The sequence below is a fragment of the Bordetella genomosp. 5 genome, assembly GCF_002261475.1.
Lineage (GTDB): Bacteria > Pseudomonadota > Gammaproteobacteria > Burkholderiales > Burkholderiaceae_B > Bordetella.
Genome location: NZ_NEVN01000009.1, coordinates 56,848 through 72,062, shown reverse-complemented (window position 1 = coordinate 72,062; position 15,215 = coordinate 56,848). Strand labels below are relative to the sequence as shown.

11 protein-coding genes are annotated in these 15,215 nt (G+C 69.1%); 7 read left to right on the top strand and 4 right to left on the bottom strand.

All coding sequences use genetic code 11. The annotated features are described in order from the left end of the window. The first annotated feature begins 110 nt into the window (after nucleotides 1-110). The 5 genes from CEK29_RS16715 (at nucleotide 111) to CEK29_RS16695 (ending at nucleotide 6,287) form a co-directional block, all read left to right on the top strand. Nucleotides 111-1,514, top strand: coding sequence for a hypothetical protein (locus tag CEK29_RS16715; RefSeq protein ID WP_094802309.1), 1,404 nt, complete (start codon nucleotides 111-113; stop codon nucleotides 1,512-1,514). A gap of 17 nt (nucleotides 1,515-1,531) precedes the next feature. Continuing rightward, nucleotides 1,532-3,004 (top strand): hypothetical protein, encoded by a 1,473-nt coding sequence (locus tag CEK29_RS16710; protein WP_094858760.1) that lies wholly within the window; start codon nucleotides 1,532-1,534, stop codon nucleotides 3,002-3,004. A 142-nt stretch (nucleotides 3,005-3,146) separates the two neighbouring features. Then, on the top strand, nucleotides 3,147-4,094 hold the full coding sequence (gene epsC / locus CEK29_RS16705) for a serine O-acetyltransferase EpsC (protein WP_094802307.1): 948 nt from the start codon (nucleotides 3,147-3,149) through the stop codon (nucleotides 4,092-4,094). An 82-nt stretch (nucleotides 4,095-4,176) separates the two neighbouring features. Next, entirely contained in the window at nucleotides 4,177-5,409 is a 1,233-nt protein-coding gene (locus CEK29_RS16700; protein WP_094858759.1) for an MFS transporter, read from the top strand. A 38-nt stretch (nucleotides 5,410-5,447) separates the two neighbouring features. Continuing rightward, nucleotides 5,448-6,287, top strand: coding sequence for an NAD-dependent protein deacetylase (locus CEK29_RS16695; protein ID WP_094858758.1), 840 nt, complete (start codon nucleotides 5,448-5,450; stop codon nucleotides 6,285-6,287). A gap of 13 nt (nucleotides 6,288-6,300) precedes the next feature. Here the strand turns inward: CEK29_RS16695 and CEK29_RS16690 are convergent, their stop codons facing one another. From CEK29_RS16690 to CEK29_RS16680, 3 genes are all read right to left on the bottom strand, one after another. Beyond that, nucleotides 6,301-7,152, bottom strand: coding sequence for an inositol monophosphatase family protein (locus tag CEK29_RS16690; RefSeq protein WP_094802304.1), 852 nt, complete (start codon nucleotides 7,150-7,152; stop codon nucleotides 6,301-6,303). 294 nt (nucleotides 7,153-7,446) lie between these two features. Then, nucleotides 7,447-8,910 (bottom strand): NAD-dependent succinate-semialdehyde dehydrogenase, encoded by a 1,464-nt coding sequence (locus CEK29_RS16685; RefSeq protein ID WP_094802303.1) that lies wholly within the window; start codon nucleotides 8,908-8,910, stop codon nucleotides 7,447-7,449. A gap of 66 nt (nucleotides 8,911-8,976) precedes the next feature. After that, nucleotides 8,977-10,239, bottom strand: a complete 1,263-nt coding sequence (locus CEK29_RS16680; protein WP_094858757.1) for a 4-aminobutyrate--2-oxoglutarate transaminase — start codon at nucleotides 10,237-10,239, stop codon at nucleotides 8,977-8,979. Nucleotides 10,240-10,381: 142 nt separating this feature from the next. On the opposite strand from CEK29_RS16680, the gene pdxR reads away from it, so the two are divergent. Beyond that, entirely contained in the window at nucleotides 10,382-11,914 is a 1,533-nt protein-coding gene (pdxR, locus tag CEK29_RS16675) for a MocR-like pyridoxine biosynthesis transcription factor PdxR (RefSeq protein WP_369597740.1), read from the top strand. Between the two features lie 59 nt (nucleotides 11,915-11,973). Here the strand turns inward: pdxR and CEK29_RS16670 are convergent, their stop codons facing one another. After that, nucleotides 11,974-12,891 carry a DUF72 domain-containing protein gene (locus tag CEK29_RS16670; protein ID WP_094858755.1) on the bottom strand — a complete coding sequence of 306 codons (918 nt, stop codon included), beginning with the start codon at nucleotides 12,889-12,891 and terminating at the stop codon, nucleotides 11,974-11,976. A gap of 120 nt (nucleotides 12,892-13,011) precedes the next feature. On the opposite strand from CEK29_RS16670, the gene CEK29_RS16665 reads away from it, so the two are divergent. Then, entirely contained in the window at nucleotides 13,012-15,153 is a 2,142-nt protein-coding gene (locus CEK29_RS16665) for an ATP-dependent helicase (RefSeq protein ID WP_094858754.1), read from the top strand. Nucleotides 15,154-15,215: the final 62 nt, after the last annotated feature.

Sequence of the window (15,215 nt, the reverse complement as noted above, 5' to 3'; positions counted from 1 at the left end):
GGCGGGGCAGCACACCAGAGTTCATCCTTCTGCCCGACTGCGGGTATGCGCAAAATTGGCTGGAATACCTCTGACGCGGTGCGCCGTACGTGCCGCGGGGGGAGTTCAGCATGACAGAGACACCTGGAGTCGCCGCGCGCCTGGGCGCGCGGGCCGTGTTCCGCGACGGTGAGATTCGCGGCGCGATGCCGCAGTCGATCGACGCGGTGTTCACACACGCCTTGGGCACGGCCATCGGGCTGCGGGCGCGCGAGGCGCGTTTCGGCGCCGTGGTCATCGGCCGCGATGCCACGCTGGCCAGCGTCGAGCTGGCCGCCGCGATGCAGGCCGGGATGCGCGCCGCCGGTGTCGACGTGATCGACATCGGCATGGCGACCAGCCCCATGGCCTGCTATGCCACGCGTCTCATGGACTGCGGCGTGGGCGTGAGCGTGTGCACGAGCGATTCGCCGATGCCGCGCGCTTCGATCAAGGTGATGTGGGATGGCCTGCCCCTGCAGGGCGACGGGCTCCTGGCGCTGCGCGCGCTGATGCACGAGTCGCCCTCGCTGCCCGCGCCCGGCGCGCGGCGCGCGCTCAATCTGCTGCCCTGCTATCTGGCCCGCGTCACGGCGGATCTGCGGCTCGCGCGGCCGATCAAGGTGGCCATCGATTGCGGCCAGGGCGCGACGGCGCACGTGGCGCCGGCGCTGTTGCGCGCCATCGGCTGCGACGTCACGGTGCTGTTCGAGCAGACCCAGCCGGGCACCGCGCCTCCGCATCCCGCGCACCCGACGGCCTGGCAGAACTTGCAGGACCTCGTGTACTGCCTGCGTTATTCGGATTGTGAGCTGGGCATTGCGTTCGACGGGGACGGCGACCGCATGGCGGTGGTGAGCAAGCGCGGCCTGGTGATCACGCCCGATCAGGTCATGATGCTGCTCGTGCCTTCCGTGCTCGCGCGGCATGCCCGCGGCATGGTGCTGCACGACGCGCGCACCAGCCTGGGTCTGGCGCGCGTGGTGGCGCGCGCGGGCGGGGAGTCCGCGCCCTGGCGCGGCGATCCCGCGTCGATGAAGACCCGCATGCAGGCCGTCGGCGCGCTGCTCGGCGTGGACCTGAGCGGGCGCCATTATTTCCGCGACCGCTGGTATGGCTACGACGACGCCGTCTATGCGGCCGCGCGGCTGCTCGAGTGCCTGTCGGCGTGGCCCGAAACGGACCATGCGCTGGCGACGTTGCCGGCCTCGTTCCGGGCGCCGGTGCTGCGCATCGATATGCCGGCCGCCGACATTACCGCGCTGCTCGCGCGGCTGCGCAGTCAGGCCAAGTTCGATCAGGCGCGCCGGATCTCCTATGTGGACGGCGTGCGGGTGGAGTACGAGGACGCGTTCGCGGTCCTGCGCGCGAGCCGCTACGACGGCGCGCTGGTGCTCGAGGCCGAGGGCAGCACGCAGTCCATGGTCGCGCGCGTGCGGCAGGCCCTGCTGCAGGCCGCCGCCCAGATCGCTCCCCCGCTCGCGGCCTATCTTTGAAGCAGGCAGGAGACACCATGAGTCATCAAGAAGACATACAGCGCGTGCCGGCCTGCTGGTCGCATTTTCTGCGGGCGGCCCACGGGGCGAGTCTGGATTCGCGCATGCTGCGCATGCTCGAACCCGCCGGCATTTCCGTGGATCTCGCGCTGCAGCCGGGCTCGCCCGCGCTCACGATGGCGGGCCTCGGTCTGCTGGCCGCCTGTGGCATCGAGAACGCCGACGGCAGCGGCCGCTGCGCGCCCGCGCTGCCGCGCGCCACGACCGCGTTGCGCAGCGCCGAAGGCACGGCGCCCGTTGGCACGGCGCCCGCTGGCACGGCGCCCGTTGGCACGGCGCCCGAGGGTGAGCTGTTGGCGCGGCTGCGCGCCTGGGTCGAGCAGGCCGACGCGCGGCTCGATGCCCGCCATGTGCTGTTGCTGGGCGAGGGCTCGCTGGACTGCGGTCTGCGCAGCGTGCTGCACGCCTTGTCGGATCAGATGAGCCGGCGCCGCCTGCATTGCGCGGGTCCCTGCGGCGGCGGCTTCGGCAGTGGCGCCGACGCCCGTCATGCGATCGTGGTGCTGGGCAGTCATTCCTTTTCGGATGCGCGCACCCGGCTGGAGCTCGAGCAGGCGCGCGACTGGCTGCGGCGCGCGGGCGTGGCGGATCCGGCGGCCCGCATCGTGGCGGTGACGGCGGACCCCGCGGCCGCGCGCGCGGCCGGTATCGCGAGCGCGCAGATATTCGTCGTGCCGCCCGAGCTGCCGCCGCGGCATGCCTGGTGGGCCCTGGCTCCGCTGGTGCTGGGCCTGTGCGGCGGCTGGACCCTGTGGCTGCAGCTCTGCGCCGGCGCGGCGGCGATGGACCAGCACGTGGCCCAGGCGCCGCTGTTGCGCAACGCACCCGTGCAGATGGCCCTGGCCAGCCTGGCCCGGGCCGGCGCGCGGGGGGGCGCCACCTGGCACATCGCGGTGTGCGGGCAGGCGCTGGCGATGATTCCCAACTACGTGCAGCAGCTCAATATGGGCGATCCGGCCGGCCTGGCCGCCGGCCCCGTGGTCTGGAGCCTGCCGCCCGCGGTGACCGCGTCGGGCTGGCTCGAACGCCACCCGGAGGGCGCACCGGTCGATTTCGTGGCGCTGCTCGATGACCCGCGCGCCAGCGGCACGCATGGCGCCGAGCTGGCCGAGTGCCTAGCGGAGCGCCGGTTGCTGAGCCTGCGCCAGCCGGTGCGCCCGTCCACGCTCATCATGCTGCCCCGGCCGGATGCGCGCAGCCTGGGCGCATTGCTGGCGCTGTATGAGCATCACAACACCCTGTTCGAATCGGTGCTGGGCCGGGTGCACGGCTGCGACGGGGCGGGGCCGGTGCGCCGCCGGCTGGCGGCCGAGATCGAACGGCAGCTGGGCGTGCCGGCACGCGCGGGCGCGGTCGACTGGCATCACGACGCCTCCACCGGCTACTGGATCGACCGGTATCGCCACACCGCCGCGGCGGCGCGCGGATAACCCCGCCGCCATGTCGGACGCCCTGCGCGTCGCGGCTGGCAACGGTTACAGTTGACCCCGTGCGTGCCGCTCGCGGCACCGGTCATTCATGAGGTCACACCATGTCAGTTCAGCCGAATCCGGCTCACGCCCGGAGCCTGCCGTGAGCGGCGCGTCGCGGTTTCCGACCGCTCACTGGAATCTCGACGGCATCGTCTCCGGCCTGCGTGCCGCCCGCCACGAGTGGCGCGGGCCGCGCGGCCGGCTGCGCGAAGAGTCCGGCGGGCGCGAGTTCCCTTCTCAAGAGAGCCTGCGCGACATCCTCAACCAGCTTCGTGGCGCCTTGTTTCCGATGCGGCTAGGCCCGATCGACCTACGCGAGGAGGTCGAGGATTTCTACGTAGGGCATACCATCGGCGCGGCGCTCGATGCGCTGTTGCATCAGGTCTGTCTGGAGTTTCAGCATCTGGCGCGTGACGAGCCGGTGCCGTTCGAGCAGACCATGCAGCGTGCGGTGGAGCTGGTGCGCCAGTTCGGCGCGGCGCTGCCGCAGGTGCGCAAGGCCCTCGACCTCGACGTGACCGCCGCCTACCAGGGCGATCCGGCCGCCCGCAGTGTCGACGAGGTGCTGCTGTGCTATCCGGGCGTCACGGCGATGATCCATCATCGGCTGGCCAACGTGCTGTATCGCCTGGGCGCGCCGATGCTGGCGCGCATCGTGGCCGAAATCGCGCATGCCGAGACCGGTATCGACATCCATCCCGGCGCCACCGTCGGCCGCAGCTTCTTCATCGACCACGGCACCGGCGTGGTGATCGGCGAGACCGCCATCATCGGCGACCGGGTGCGGCTCTATCAGATGGTGACCCTGGGCGCCAAGCGCTTTCCGCCCGGCGAGAACGGCGAGCTCAAGAAGGGGCTGCCGCGCCACCCCATCATCGAAGACGATGTGGTGATCTATGCGGGCGCAACCATCCTGGGCCGCATTACGATCGGGCAGGGCTCGACCATCGGCGGTAATGTCTGGCTCACGCGCAGCGTGGCCGCGCACAGCAATGTCACCCAGGCCAGCCTGGTGAGCGACACGCCCGACTGCGGTCTGGGCGGCTGAGATCGCGTTGCGAGGCGCTCGCGCTTCGCAACGTCTCGAATGAGGAGAGGCCGGCCATCGCGCCGGCCGGGGGAACACGACAATGAATACCGCGACGAAGCGCGCCGCGTCGATCTTGCCGGTGGTGCTGGCGGCGGGCATCGTGCTGGGCCTGTCCCTGGGACAACGGCACAGCTCGGGTCTGTATCAGCTGCCGGTGGTCGAGGCTTTCGGCCTCACCCGCGAGACTTTCTCCTTCGCCATCGCGGTGCAGAACATCGTGTGGGGACTGGCGCAACCGTTTTCGGGCTATCTGGCCGACCGCTTCGGCACGGCGCGGGTCGTGTTCGGCGGCGCGCTGCTTTACGTGGCTGGCGTGGCCCTCACCACGATGTCGGATGGCCGGCTCAGCCTGACGCTGTCGGCCGGGGTGCTGATCGGCCTGGGCCTGGCCGGCACGGCCTGGACGGTCAACGGGGCGGTGGGGCGCAAGGTGCCCGCGGAGATGCGTTCGCGCGCGCTCGGTGCGGTTTCGGCCATGGGGGCGCTCGGGCAGTTCGTGATGCTGCCCCTCGGCATGTTCCTGATCGGCGTGTTCGGCTGGCAGGGCGCGCTGCTCGCCTGCGCGGTCCTGCTGGCGACCATGGCGCCGCTCGCGTTGCTGCTGCGTGAACCGCGCGCCGCCCCGGCGGGCGAACCCGCGCCGGTGACTCCCGCGCCGGTCACGCCGGCGCCCGTGCCGATTCGCCAGGCGCTGGGCAACCGCGACCTCTGGCTGCTGTGGCTGGGATTCATGGCCTGCGGCTTTCACCTCGCGTTCATCGCCACGCACCTGCCCGCCTATCTGTCCGATCACGGGATCGGTGGCGGCACCGCGGCGCTGGCCCTGGGGCTGGTGGGCCTGTTCAACATCGCCGGCACCTTCTTTTTCGGCATGATGGGCGAACGCCACACCAAGAAGTACGTGCTCGCCATGTTGTATGTGGCGCGCACCGCCGTCATCACGATCTATTTCCTGGTGCCGGTGAGCGTGGTGTCGACCCTCGTCTTCGCCTGCGCGATGGGTTTCCTGTGGCTGGGCACGGCGCCGGTCACCACCGGCCTGGTGGCGCATCTATTCGGCCTGAAGTCGCTGTCCACGCTGTTCGGTGTGGTGTTTCTCGGCCATCAGGTGGGCAGTTTCCTCGGCGTGTGGCTGGGCGGCGTGCTGTTCGAGCTCACCGGCTCGTATGATCCGGTGTGGCTGCTGTCGATCGCCATCGGGCTCTTCTCGGCGGCCATGCATTTGCCCGTGCGCGAGCAGCGTCCGCTGCTTGCCGTGCCCGCGGCGCGCTAGCAGGCGCGGCGTTGTTCGGGCGTGTCTCCGGAGCTGATATGGATGTGGCCTTGCCTCAGATCGATGCGTTGCGCGACTTCGTGCAGGCGCATCGCCGCCTTTTCGTCCTGACCGGGGCGGGCTGCAGCACGCCGTCGGGCATCCCGGACTACCGCGATGCCGCGGGCGCCTGGAAGCGCCGGCCGCCGATCGATTTCCAAACGTTCATGGGCAGCGAGCTGGCCCGCGCCCGCTACTGGGCGCGCGGCATGGTGGGGTGGCGCCGTTTCGGCCACATGCAGCCCAACGCCGCGCACCACGCGCTGGCGCGGCTCGAGCGCGAAGGCCATGTCGAGCTCCTCGTGACCCAGAACGTCGACGGGCTGCACGAGGCGGCCGGCAGCCGCCAGGTGATCGATCTGCATGGCCGCATGGATGCCGTGCGTTGCCTGCAATGCGATTGGCGCGGCGAGCGGCAGGCCTGGCAGGATGCGCTCGAAGCCCGCAATCCCACCTGGCTGCATCTCGATGCCGACGATGCACCGGACGGCGACGCGGACCTCGAAGACGTGGATTTCAGCCTGTTCGAAGTCCCGGCCTGTCCGCGCTGCGGCGGCATCGTCAAACCCGATGTGGTGTTCTTCGGCGAACTGGTGCCGCGCGAGCGCACCGAGCGTGCTTATGCGGCACTCGGCCGTGCCGATGCGGTGCTTGTGGTGGGCTCGTCGCTGATGGTGCACTCCGGCTACCGCTATGTGCAGCACGCCGCGCAGGAGGGGCTGCCGGTCGCGGCCGTGAACCTCGGCCGCACGCGCGCGGACGCCTTGATCGGCCTGAAGATCCAGCAGCCCTGTGACGTGGTGCTGGGCACGCTATGGCCGGCGGTGCCGCCGGCCTAGCGGCAGCGCCAGCTCAGACCGCGGGTACGTCGTCGCTGCCGAACAGCGCGCGCCGCGCCGCATGCCAGCTGCCCGCGTCGGGCGCGTAGAGCAGGCCACCGCCACGATGCGTGGGCTTGTAGGGCGAGCCATCGAAGTGCGCGCAATAACCGCCCGCCTCGCGGTGCAGCAGCCAGCCGGCGGCGTGGTCCCACGGCATGAGCTTGTTGTAGAACAGCAGATGCGTGTGGCCCGACGCGGCCAGGCGATACTCGTGCGCGGCGCAACGCAGATACGCGGTGGCGGCGAGTTGCGCCTGATTGGCGTTGACCGTGGCGCGGATATCGGGCGGCAGGCTGCCCGTCGCGATGATGCCGTCCATGTCTTCGACCGGCACGGGATCCGCCACGCGCAGCGGCTCCTGCGTTCCATTCTCGTGTTCGAACCAGGCGCCTTCGCCACGCAGCGCGACGGCGGCATCGCGCCCGATGGGATCGTAGATGATGCCCGCCATGACGTCGCCGCGGTGGCAGGCCGCGACCATCATGCCGAAGAGCGGCAGGCCCGCCACGAAATTGCGCGTGCCGTCGATCGGATCGATCAGGAAGGCCAGGTCCGCATCGACCAGCATGTTGAGCAGCGCCGGATTGAGGGTCGTCGCTTCTTCGCCGATCATGACCGCGCCAGGGAACAGCTTGCTCAGCCGCGCGGTGATGAAACGTTCCGCACCTTCGTCGGCATCGGTGACCAGATCACGGGGGGATGATTTACCCCGCACGGCCTGAGCGGGCAGGTTGCGAAAGCGCGGCAGGATCTCGGCCTGCGCGGCCTCGGCCAGAATGGCGATGATGCGACGCAGATCGTCGCGAGTCAGCGTGCGGCTCATAGTTGCATTTGGATTTGGTGGAACGCGCAATCTAGCATGATGTTTGCCCCCACGCTGCGCACGCTGACGCGTGCTTGCTGCCCCCCGAGGGGGCTCGCCCACCTTGGGGCGGCTGGGTGTGAGCCCCCACGCTGCGCACGCTGATGCGTGCTTGCTGCCCCCCGCGGGGGCTCGCCCACCTTGGGGCGGCCCGGCGGTGGGCGGCCTTCTTGCAGGGACCGATCGTGTTCTTGCGGGGAGAAACAAAACGGCCGGCAACACGTGCCGGCCGTTTTTCCCACGCGAACAGGCGGGTCAGGCGCCCAGGTCCACGCAGAGGTACTTGAGCTCGAGGTAGTCTTCGATGCCGTACTTCGAGCCTTCGCGGCCGAGGCCGGATTGCTTGACGCCGCCGAAGGGGCCGACTTCGTTCGAGATCAGGCCGGTGTTGATGCCGACGATGCCGTATTCCAGCGCTTCCGACACGCGCCAGATGCGGGCGTAGTCGCGCGAGAAGAAGTAGGCGGCCAGGCCGAAGATCGTGTCGTTCGCCATGCCGATGACTTCGTCTTCGCGCTCGAACTTGAAGAGCGGGGCCACGGGGCCGAAGGTCTCTTCGCTGGCGAAGCGCATGGATTGCGTCACGTCGCGCACGACGGTGGGCTCGAAGAAGTTGCCGCCCAGCTTGTGCGGCTTGCCACCGGCGATGACCTTGGCGCCCTTGTCGGTCGCGTCGGCGATGTGTTCCTTGACCTTGGCGATCGCGGCGTCGTCGATCAGCGGGCCCTGCGTCACGCCGGATTCGAAGCCATCGCCCACCTTCATGGCGTTGACCTTCTCGACCAGGCGCTTGGCGACTTCTTCGTAGACGCCGGCCTGCACATAGATGCGGTTGGCGCACACGCAGGTCTGGCCGGCGTTGCGATACTTCGATGCCAGAATGCCGTCGACCGCGCGGTCGAGATCGGCGTCGTCAAACACGATGAAGGGCGCGTTGCCGCCCAGCTCGAGCGACAGCTTCTTGATGGTCGGCGCGCACTGTTCCATCAGCGTGCGGCCCACTTCGGTGGAGCCGGTGAAGCTGAGCTTGCGCACGACGTCGCTCTCGCACAGCGCTCCGCCGATATCGCGCGAGCTGCCGGTGATGACGTGGAACACGCCGGCCGGCACGCCGGCTTCTTCGGCCAGCACGGCCAGCGCCAGCGCGGTGAGCGGCGTCTGTTGGGCGGGCTTGACCACCATGGTGCAGCCGGCGGCCAGCGCGGGGCCGACCTTGCGGGTGATCATCGCGGCCGGGAAGTTCCAGGGCGTGATGGCGGCGGTGACGCCGATGGGCTGCTTGAGCACCATCAGGCGCTGACCGGCCTTGGGGCTGGTCAGGACGTCGCCGTCGATGCGCTTGGCTTCTTCGGAGAACCACTCGAGGAAGGACGCGGCGTAGGCGATTTCGCCGGCGGCTTCGGGGTGGGGCTTGCCCTGCTCCGAGGTCATGATGGTGGCCAGGTCTTGCTGGTTCGCCATCATCAGGTTGGCCCACTTCAGCAGGATCGCGGCGCGTTCCTTGCCGGTCTTGGCGGACCAGGCGGGCAGCGCGCGCTCGGCGGCGGCGATGGCCTGTTCGGTTTCCTTGCGGCCCAGCTTGGGCACGGACACGATGGTCTTGCCCGTCGAGGGGTTGTCCACCGGAATGCTGGCGCCGGAGGCGGCCACCCACTTGCCGTCGATGTAGCAGGCTTCGCGCAGCAGGTCGGGGCGCGCGAGCGTCTTGGTCAAGGACATGAAATTCTCCTTTGAAAACAAACGCGGGGTGGGAGCACCCACCCCGCGCGTCGTGTCAGATGTCGATCAGGCGACCAGTGCGTCGGCCAGGATGTCCAGGGCGCGATCGAACTGGGCGTCCGGAATCGTCAGCGGATACAGGAAGCGCAGGACGTTGCCATACACACCGCAGCTTAGCAGGATGAGGCCACGCTCGATGGCCTTCTGCTGAACGCGCTTGACGGCTTCGGCGTCGGGCTTGCCGTCGGCATCGTTGAGCTCCACCGCGACCATCGAGCCCAGGCCACGCACGTCGGCGATGGCGGGCACCTTGGTACGCAGGGCTTCCATGCGGTCTTTCAGGCGGCGGCCGAGCGTTTCGGCGCGTTCGCACAGCTTCTCTTCTTCGATCACGTCGAGCACGGCGTGCGCGGCGGCGACGGCCAGCGGGTTGCCGGCGTAGGTGCCGCCCAGGCCGCCCGCGGCCGGGCCGTCCATCACGTCGGCGCGGCCGACCACACCCGAGATCGGCATGCCGCCGCCCAGGCTCTTGGCCATCGTGATGAGGTCCGCCTGGACCGTGTGATGTTGCATGGCGAACAGCTTGCCGGTGCGGGCGAAGCCGGTCTGCACTTCGTCGGCGATCAGCATGATGCCGTGCTCGTCGCACACCTTGCGCAGCGCGACGAACAGCTCCGGCGGGGTCACGTTGAAGCCGCCTTCACCTTGCACGGGCTCGATGATGATCGCGGCCACGCGCTTCGGATCGATGTCGACCTTGAAGAGCAGATCCAGCGCCTTGAGCGAATCAGCCACGCTGATGTCCTGGGTGGCGTTGGGGAAGGGCACGTGGAACACGTCGGCCGGCATCGGGCCGAAGGACAGCTTGTACGGAGCGACCTTGCCGGTCAGCGCCATGCCCATCATCGTGCGGCCATGGAACGAGCCGGAGAAGGCGATGACGCCCGAGCGGCCGGTGGCGGCACGCGCGATCTTCACGGCGTTTTCGACGGCTTCGACGCCCGTGGTGAAGAAGGCGGTCTTCTTCAGGCCTTCGATCGGGGCCAGCGCATTGATGCGCTCGGCCAGGGCGACGTAGCCCTCGTAAGGCACGATCTGGTAGGCGGTGTGCGTGAAGTTGTCGAGCTGGGCGGCGATCGCGGCCTTGACCTTGGGGTGACGGTGGCCGGTGTTCAGCACGGCGATGCCGCCGGCGAAGTCGATGTATTCCTTGCCTTCCGCATCCCACAGCGTCGAGTTTTCGGCGCGCACGGCGTAGAAGTCACACATCACGCCCACGCCACGGGGAGTGGCGAGCGCACGGCGGGTATTCAGATCACGATTTTTCATTACGGCCTCGAATGGCAGCAGGGACGGCGCCGCGGTCGCGGCAGACAGGATTCGTATCGCCCGACAGGGCGGGGATGGCGATACTTTAATGCTAAGATGGCCCCATCCGTAGGAACCACTTTTACAAATCAGGTAGAACCAATTGAGGTCCATCGTCGGCGACATGCTGCAGCTCAGGCTCGGGGACGTAACCGACGGGCCGATGAACCAGCGGCTCTACCGCGCGCTGCGCGAGGCCATCCTCGATGGCACGCTCGCCGGTGACACCCGGCTGCCGGCCTCGCGCGATCTCGCCACCGAGCTCGCCATCGCGCGCAACACGGTGGTCCACGTCTATAGCCAGCTGCAGGCCGAGGGCTACACGCGCAGCCGGCAGGGCAACGGCACCTTCGTGACCGACACGCTGCCCGACACCTTTTTGTCGGCAGGCCGCAGCAAACGGCACACCGATGTGCCGCGCGGGCACGCGGCGCTGTCCGAGCGCGGCGCGCGCATCGTGCACGGCGCCTCGGCCTCGCCGTTTCAGTGGGGCGCGTTCATGCCGGGCGTGCCGGACGTGACCGAGTTTCCGCATCGCAAGTTCGGCCGCATCTTCAGCGCACTCTGGCGCAAGCCCACCCCCGATCTGCTGACCTACGCCTATGGCGGCGGGCTGCCCGCCCTGCGCGAGGCGCTGGCGCAATACCTCGCGCTGACGCGCTCGGTCGATTGCGATCCCGACCAGATCATCATCACCGAAGGCTCGCACCAGGCCATCGATCTCACCACCCGCATGCTGGGCGGCGCGGGCGACACGGCCTGGATCGAGAATCCCGGCTATTGGGGCGCGCGCACGGTGCTCACCGCCAACGGGATTCGCACCGAAGGGCTGCCGGTGGACGAGGAGGGCATGCGCCTGCCCAGCGAGCCGGTGGCGGTGCCGCCGCGGTTCATTTTCGTCACGCCGTCGCATCAGTATCCGCTCGGCTCGGTGATGTCGCTGGCGCGCCGGCGCCAGCTGCTGGCCCTGGCGCGGGGCTGGGGCAGCTGGATCATCGAAGACGACTACGACAGCGAGTTCCGTTTCTCGGGCCGCCCGATTTCATCGCTGCAGGGCCTGGAGGCCGATGCGCCGGTGATCTACATGGGCACGTTCAGCAAGACGCTGTATCCCGGTCTGCGCGTGGGCTATCTGGTGTTGCCTAAGATGCTCGCGCCGGCCTTCCAGGCGGCCCACGCCGAGCTCTATCGCGAGGGCCATCTGATGACGCACGCGGCGCTCGCCACGTTCATCTCCGAAGGCCATTATGCGGCGCACATCCGTCGCATGCGCATGCTGTACGGGCGCCGCCGCGCCATTCTGGTGAACCTGATCGACCGCCGGCTGGGCGCGGGCTGGCTGCATCGCGATTCGAGCGATGCGGGGCTGCACCTGGTGCTGAACCTGCCGCCCGACATGGACGACTCCGCCGTGGTCGACGTGGCGCGCGAGCGGGGCGTGCTCACGCGCGCGCTGTCGCGCTACTACACGGCCGGCGAGCCCGTGCGCCACGGCCTGCTGCTCGGGTATGCCTGCGTTCCGGAGAACCAGATCGCACGCAAGTTCGAGATTGTGCTGGACAGCCTTGCCGAGGTGGCACGCCGCGGGCCCGCGTCACGCGCCGACGCACCGGCGGCCGCGCGTACCGCGGCGTAGCGCCGCGCCCGCGCAGCGCCCGCGCCGCGTTTGCGCCGCACTTGTGCCGGGGCTGGCCGTCACACCGGCTGCAACGCAAGCGCGCGATTCAGATTGGCCGCATTCGTCATGCCCTGGTCCTGGTAATTGGTGTTGAGCACCACATGCGTCTGCCGCGTGCGCCGCGACAGCTCGGCGATGCGGCGGGCCAGGTCCGCGATCTCTTCGGGCGAATACTCATACTGAAAGCGCGACGACGACGCCCCGGCGCGATTGTTCCAGGCCGCGCTGTTGCGGCCATGCAGGCGCACCAGCGCCAGCGCGTCGTGACTGGCTTCCCAGATGTCGGGCACGGTGTTGTCGAAGCCCTGCGGCGCATCGACGACCGTGTGCACCACGCCGAGCTCGCGTTCGAAGGCGAGCGTGTCGCGGCACGCCGCGGCGCCGTCGAACCAGCTGCGATGGCGAAACTCCACGCTGGTCAGCACGTCGCTCGCGTGCCGGACCGCGGCCTGCACGCGCGCCCGGCCACGCGCATCGCGCCGCACCCACGGCGCGAACTGCAGATGCAGCGCGCCGAACTGGCCGGACTGGCGCAACGGCTCGAGCGCGATCAACTGCCGTTGCCACAGCTCGCGCATCCAGTCGTCGGGAATCTGGTTGTCGTACAGCACGGCATCGCGCGGGGCGTCATCGAGCGCCAGGTCGCGCCGCATCTCGCGCGGCAGCGCCGCCACCGGCGTGGCATGGCCGGTGAACAGCCGGAAGGCCTTGATGTTGAACACAAAACCGGGCGGTGTGCGCTGCGTCCAGGTGTGGGTCAGGGTGGGGTCGGGCAGGGCGTAGAACCCCGCGTCGGCCTCGACCATCCTGAAGCGCGAGGCGTAGAAACGCAGGCGGCTGGCGGCGTCGCGGGCGTCGGGCGGATAGAAGCGCCCGCACGCCAGCAGGGTGGGGTCGGTCCAGGAGGCGGTGCCGGTGAGGATGCGATGCGACATGTCGATGAAATGAGCCGGCCGGGCAGGCCCGGCGAGGGCGATTCCGGGCGGCGGCGCGTTTTCCGTTATTCTGTATAAATATACAGTTGTATTGCCGTCCGTCTTTCCTGCCTACCGCTCATGTCCGACCCCGCCTCGCCGGCCGCCTCCGGCCTGCCCCCCGTTCCTGCCCCCGACCTACCCGGTCAGCATGCGCCCGATCCTCTGGCCGAGCTCAACGCCGAGCAGCGCGCGGCCGCCGAGTTCGGCGTGCAGCCCGGCGCGGCGCCGGGCCAGGCACTGCTGGTGATCGCCGGCGCCGGTTCCGGCAAGACCAACACGCTGGCGCACCGGGTGGCCCATCTGATCCAGAACGGCGCCGATCCGCAACGCCTGCTGCTGCTCACCTTTTCGCGCCGCGCCGCGCAGGAAATGGAGCGCCGCATCGGCGGCGTGCTGCGCAAGATCATGCGGCTGGGCGCGTCGCAGCATGCGCCTTCGCTGCCCTGGGCCGGCACCTTTCACAGCGTGGGCGCGCGGCTGCTGCGCGATTGCGCGCATCGTATCGGGCTGGCCGAGGCGTTCACGGTGCATGACCGCGCCGACGCCGAAGACCTGATGGGCATGGTGCGCCACGAGCTCGGGCTGTCGGCCACGCAGAATCGCTTTCCGCTCAAGGGCACCTGCCTGTCGATCTACTCGCGCGTGATCAATAGTCAGTTGCCCCTGGCCGAGGTGCTGGCGCAGGCGTTTCCGTGGTGCGCCCAATGGGAGGCCGAGCTCAAGCGCCTGTTCCAGGGGTACATGGCGGCCAAGCAGGACCAGCAGATTCTGGATTACGACGACCTCTTGCTGTACTGGTCGGAGATGATGCAGGAGCCCGCGCTGGCGGCCGACATCGGCGCGCGCTTCGATCATGTCCTGGTCGATGAGTACCAGGACACCAACCGGCTCCAATCCTCGATCCTGCTGGCCATGAAGCCCGACGGGCGCGGCCTGACCGTGGTGGGCGACGACGCACAGTCGATCTATGGCTTTCGCGCGGCCACCGTGCGCAATATCCTCGATTTTCCGCAGCAGGTAGGCGCGGGCGCGCACGTCATCACGCTGGAGCGCAACTACCGCTCCACGCAGCCCATTCTCGACGCCTCCAACGCGGTGATCGCCCTGGCGCCCGAGCGCTATGCCAAAGAACTCTGGACCGATCGTGCGTCGAGCCAGCGGCCCGAGCTCGTGAGCGTGAGCGACGAGGCGGGTCAGGCCCGCTGGATCGCCGACCAGGTGCTGGCGCGCCGCGAAGAGGGGCAGACGCTCAAATCGCAGGCCGTGCTGTTTCGTACCGCCAGTCATAGCGCCGCGCTCGAGCTCGAGCTCACGCGGCGCAACATTCCCTTCGTGAAATTCGGCGGTCTGCGCTTTCTCGAGGCGGCGCACATCAAAGACCTGCTCTCGCTGTTGCGCTGGGCCGAGAACCCGCGTTCGCGCATGGCGGGCTTTCGCGTGACGCAGCTGGTGCCGGGCGTGGGGCCGGCCACCGCGGGCAAGCTGATGGATGCGCTGGCCGAGTCCGCCGACCCCGTGGCCACGCTGGCCGCGTTCAAGGTGCCGTCGGCCGCGGCCGACGACTGGCAGGCGCTGGTGCAGGCATACACCCGGCTGCGTTCGCCGCAGCTCGGCTGGCCCGCCGATGTGGAGGTGGCGTTGGGCTGGTATGGCGAGCTGCTCGAGCGCCTGTTCGACGATGCCCGCGTGCGGCGCGCCGATCTCGAGCAGCTGCAGCGCCTGGCGGGGGGCTATCCCAGCCGCGAGCGCTTTCTCACCGAGCTCACGCTCGATCCGCCCTCGGCCACGAGCGACGAGTCGGGTACGCCGCTGCTCGACGAAGACTACATGATCCTCTCGACCATTCATTCGGCCAAAGGCCAGGAATGGAAGGCCGTGTACCTGCTCAATGCGGTCGACGGCTGCATTCCTTCGGACATGTCCACCGACACGGCGGAAGAGATCGAAGAAGAGCGGCGCCTGCTGTATGTGGCCATGACGCGGGCCCGCGAGCGCCTGCAGGTGATCGTGCCGCAGCGCTTTTATGTCCACAACCAGACGGGCATGGGCGACAAGCATGTGTACGGCGCGCGCACGCGCTTCATCACCGATGCCATGCTGCCGCTCTTCGAACATCTGCCGCATCCGCCCGCGCTGCCGTTCGATCGTGGCCGCGGTCTGGGCGCCACCGGCGCGCCCGCGATCGACGTGGGTCAACGTCTACGCAAGCTGTTCTCCTGAGCTATCATGACTCGCAGGCCGGGCGCGGGTCAGACGCCGGGCCCGCAGCCAGAGGAGGGCGT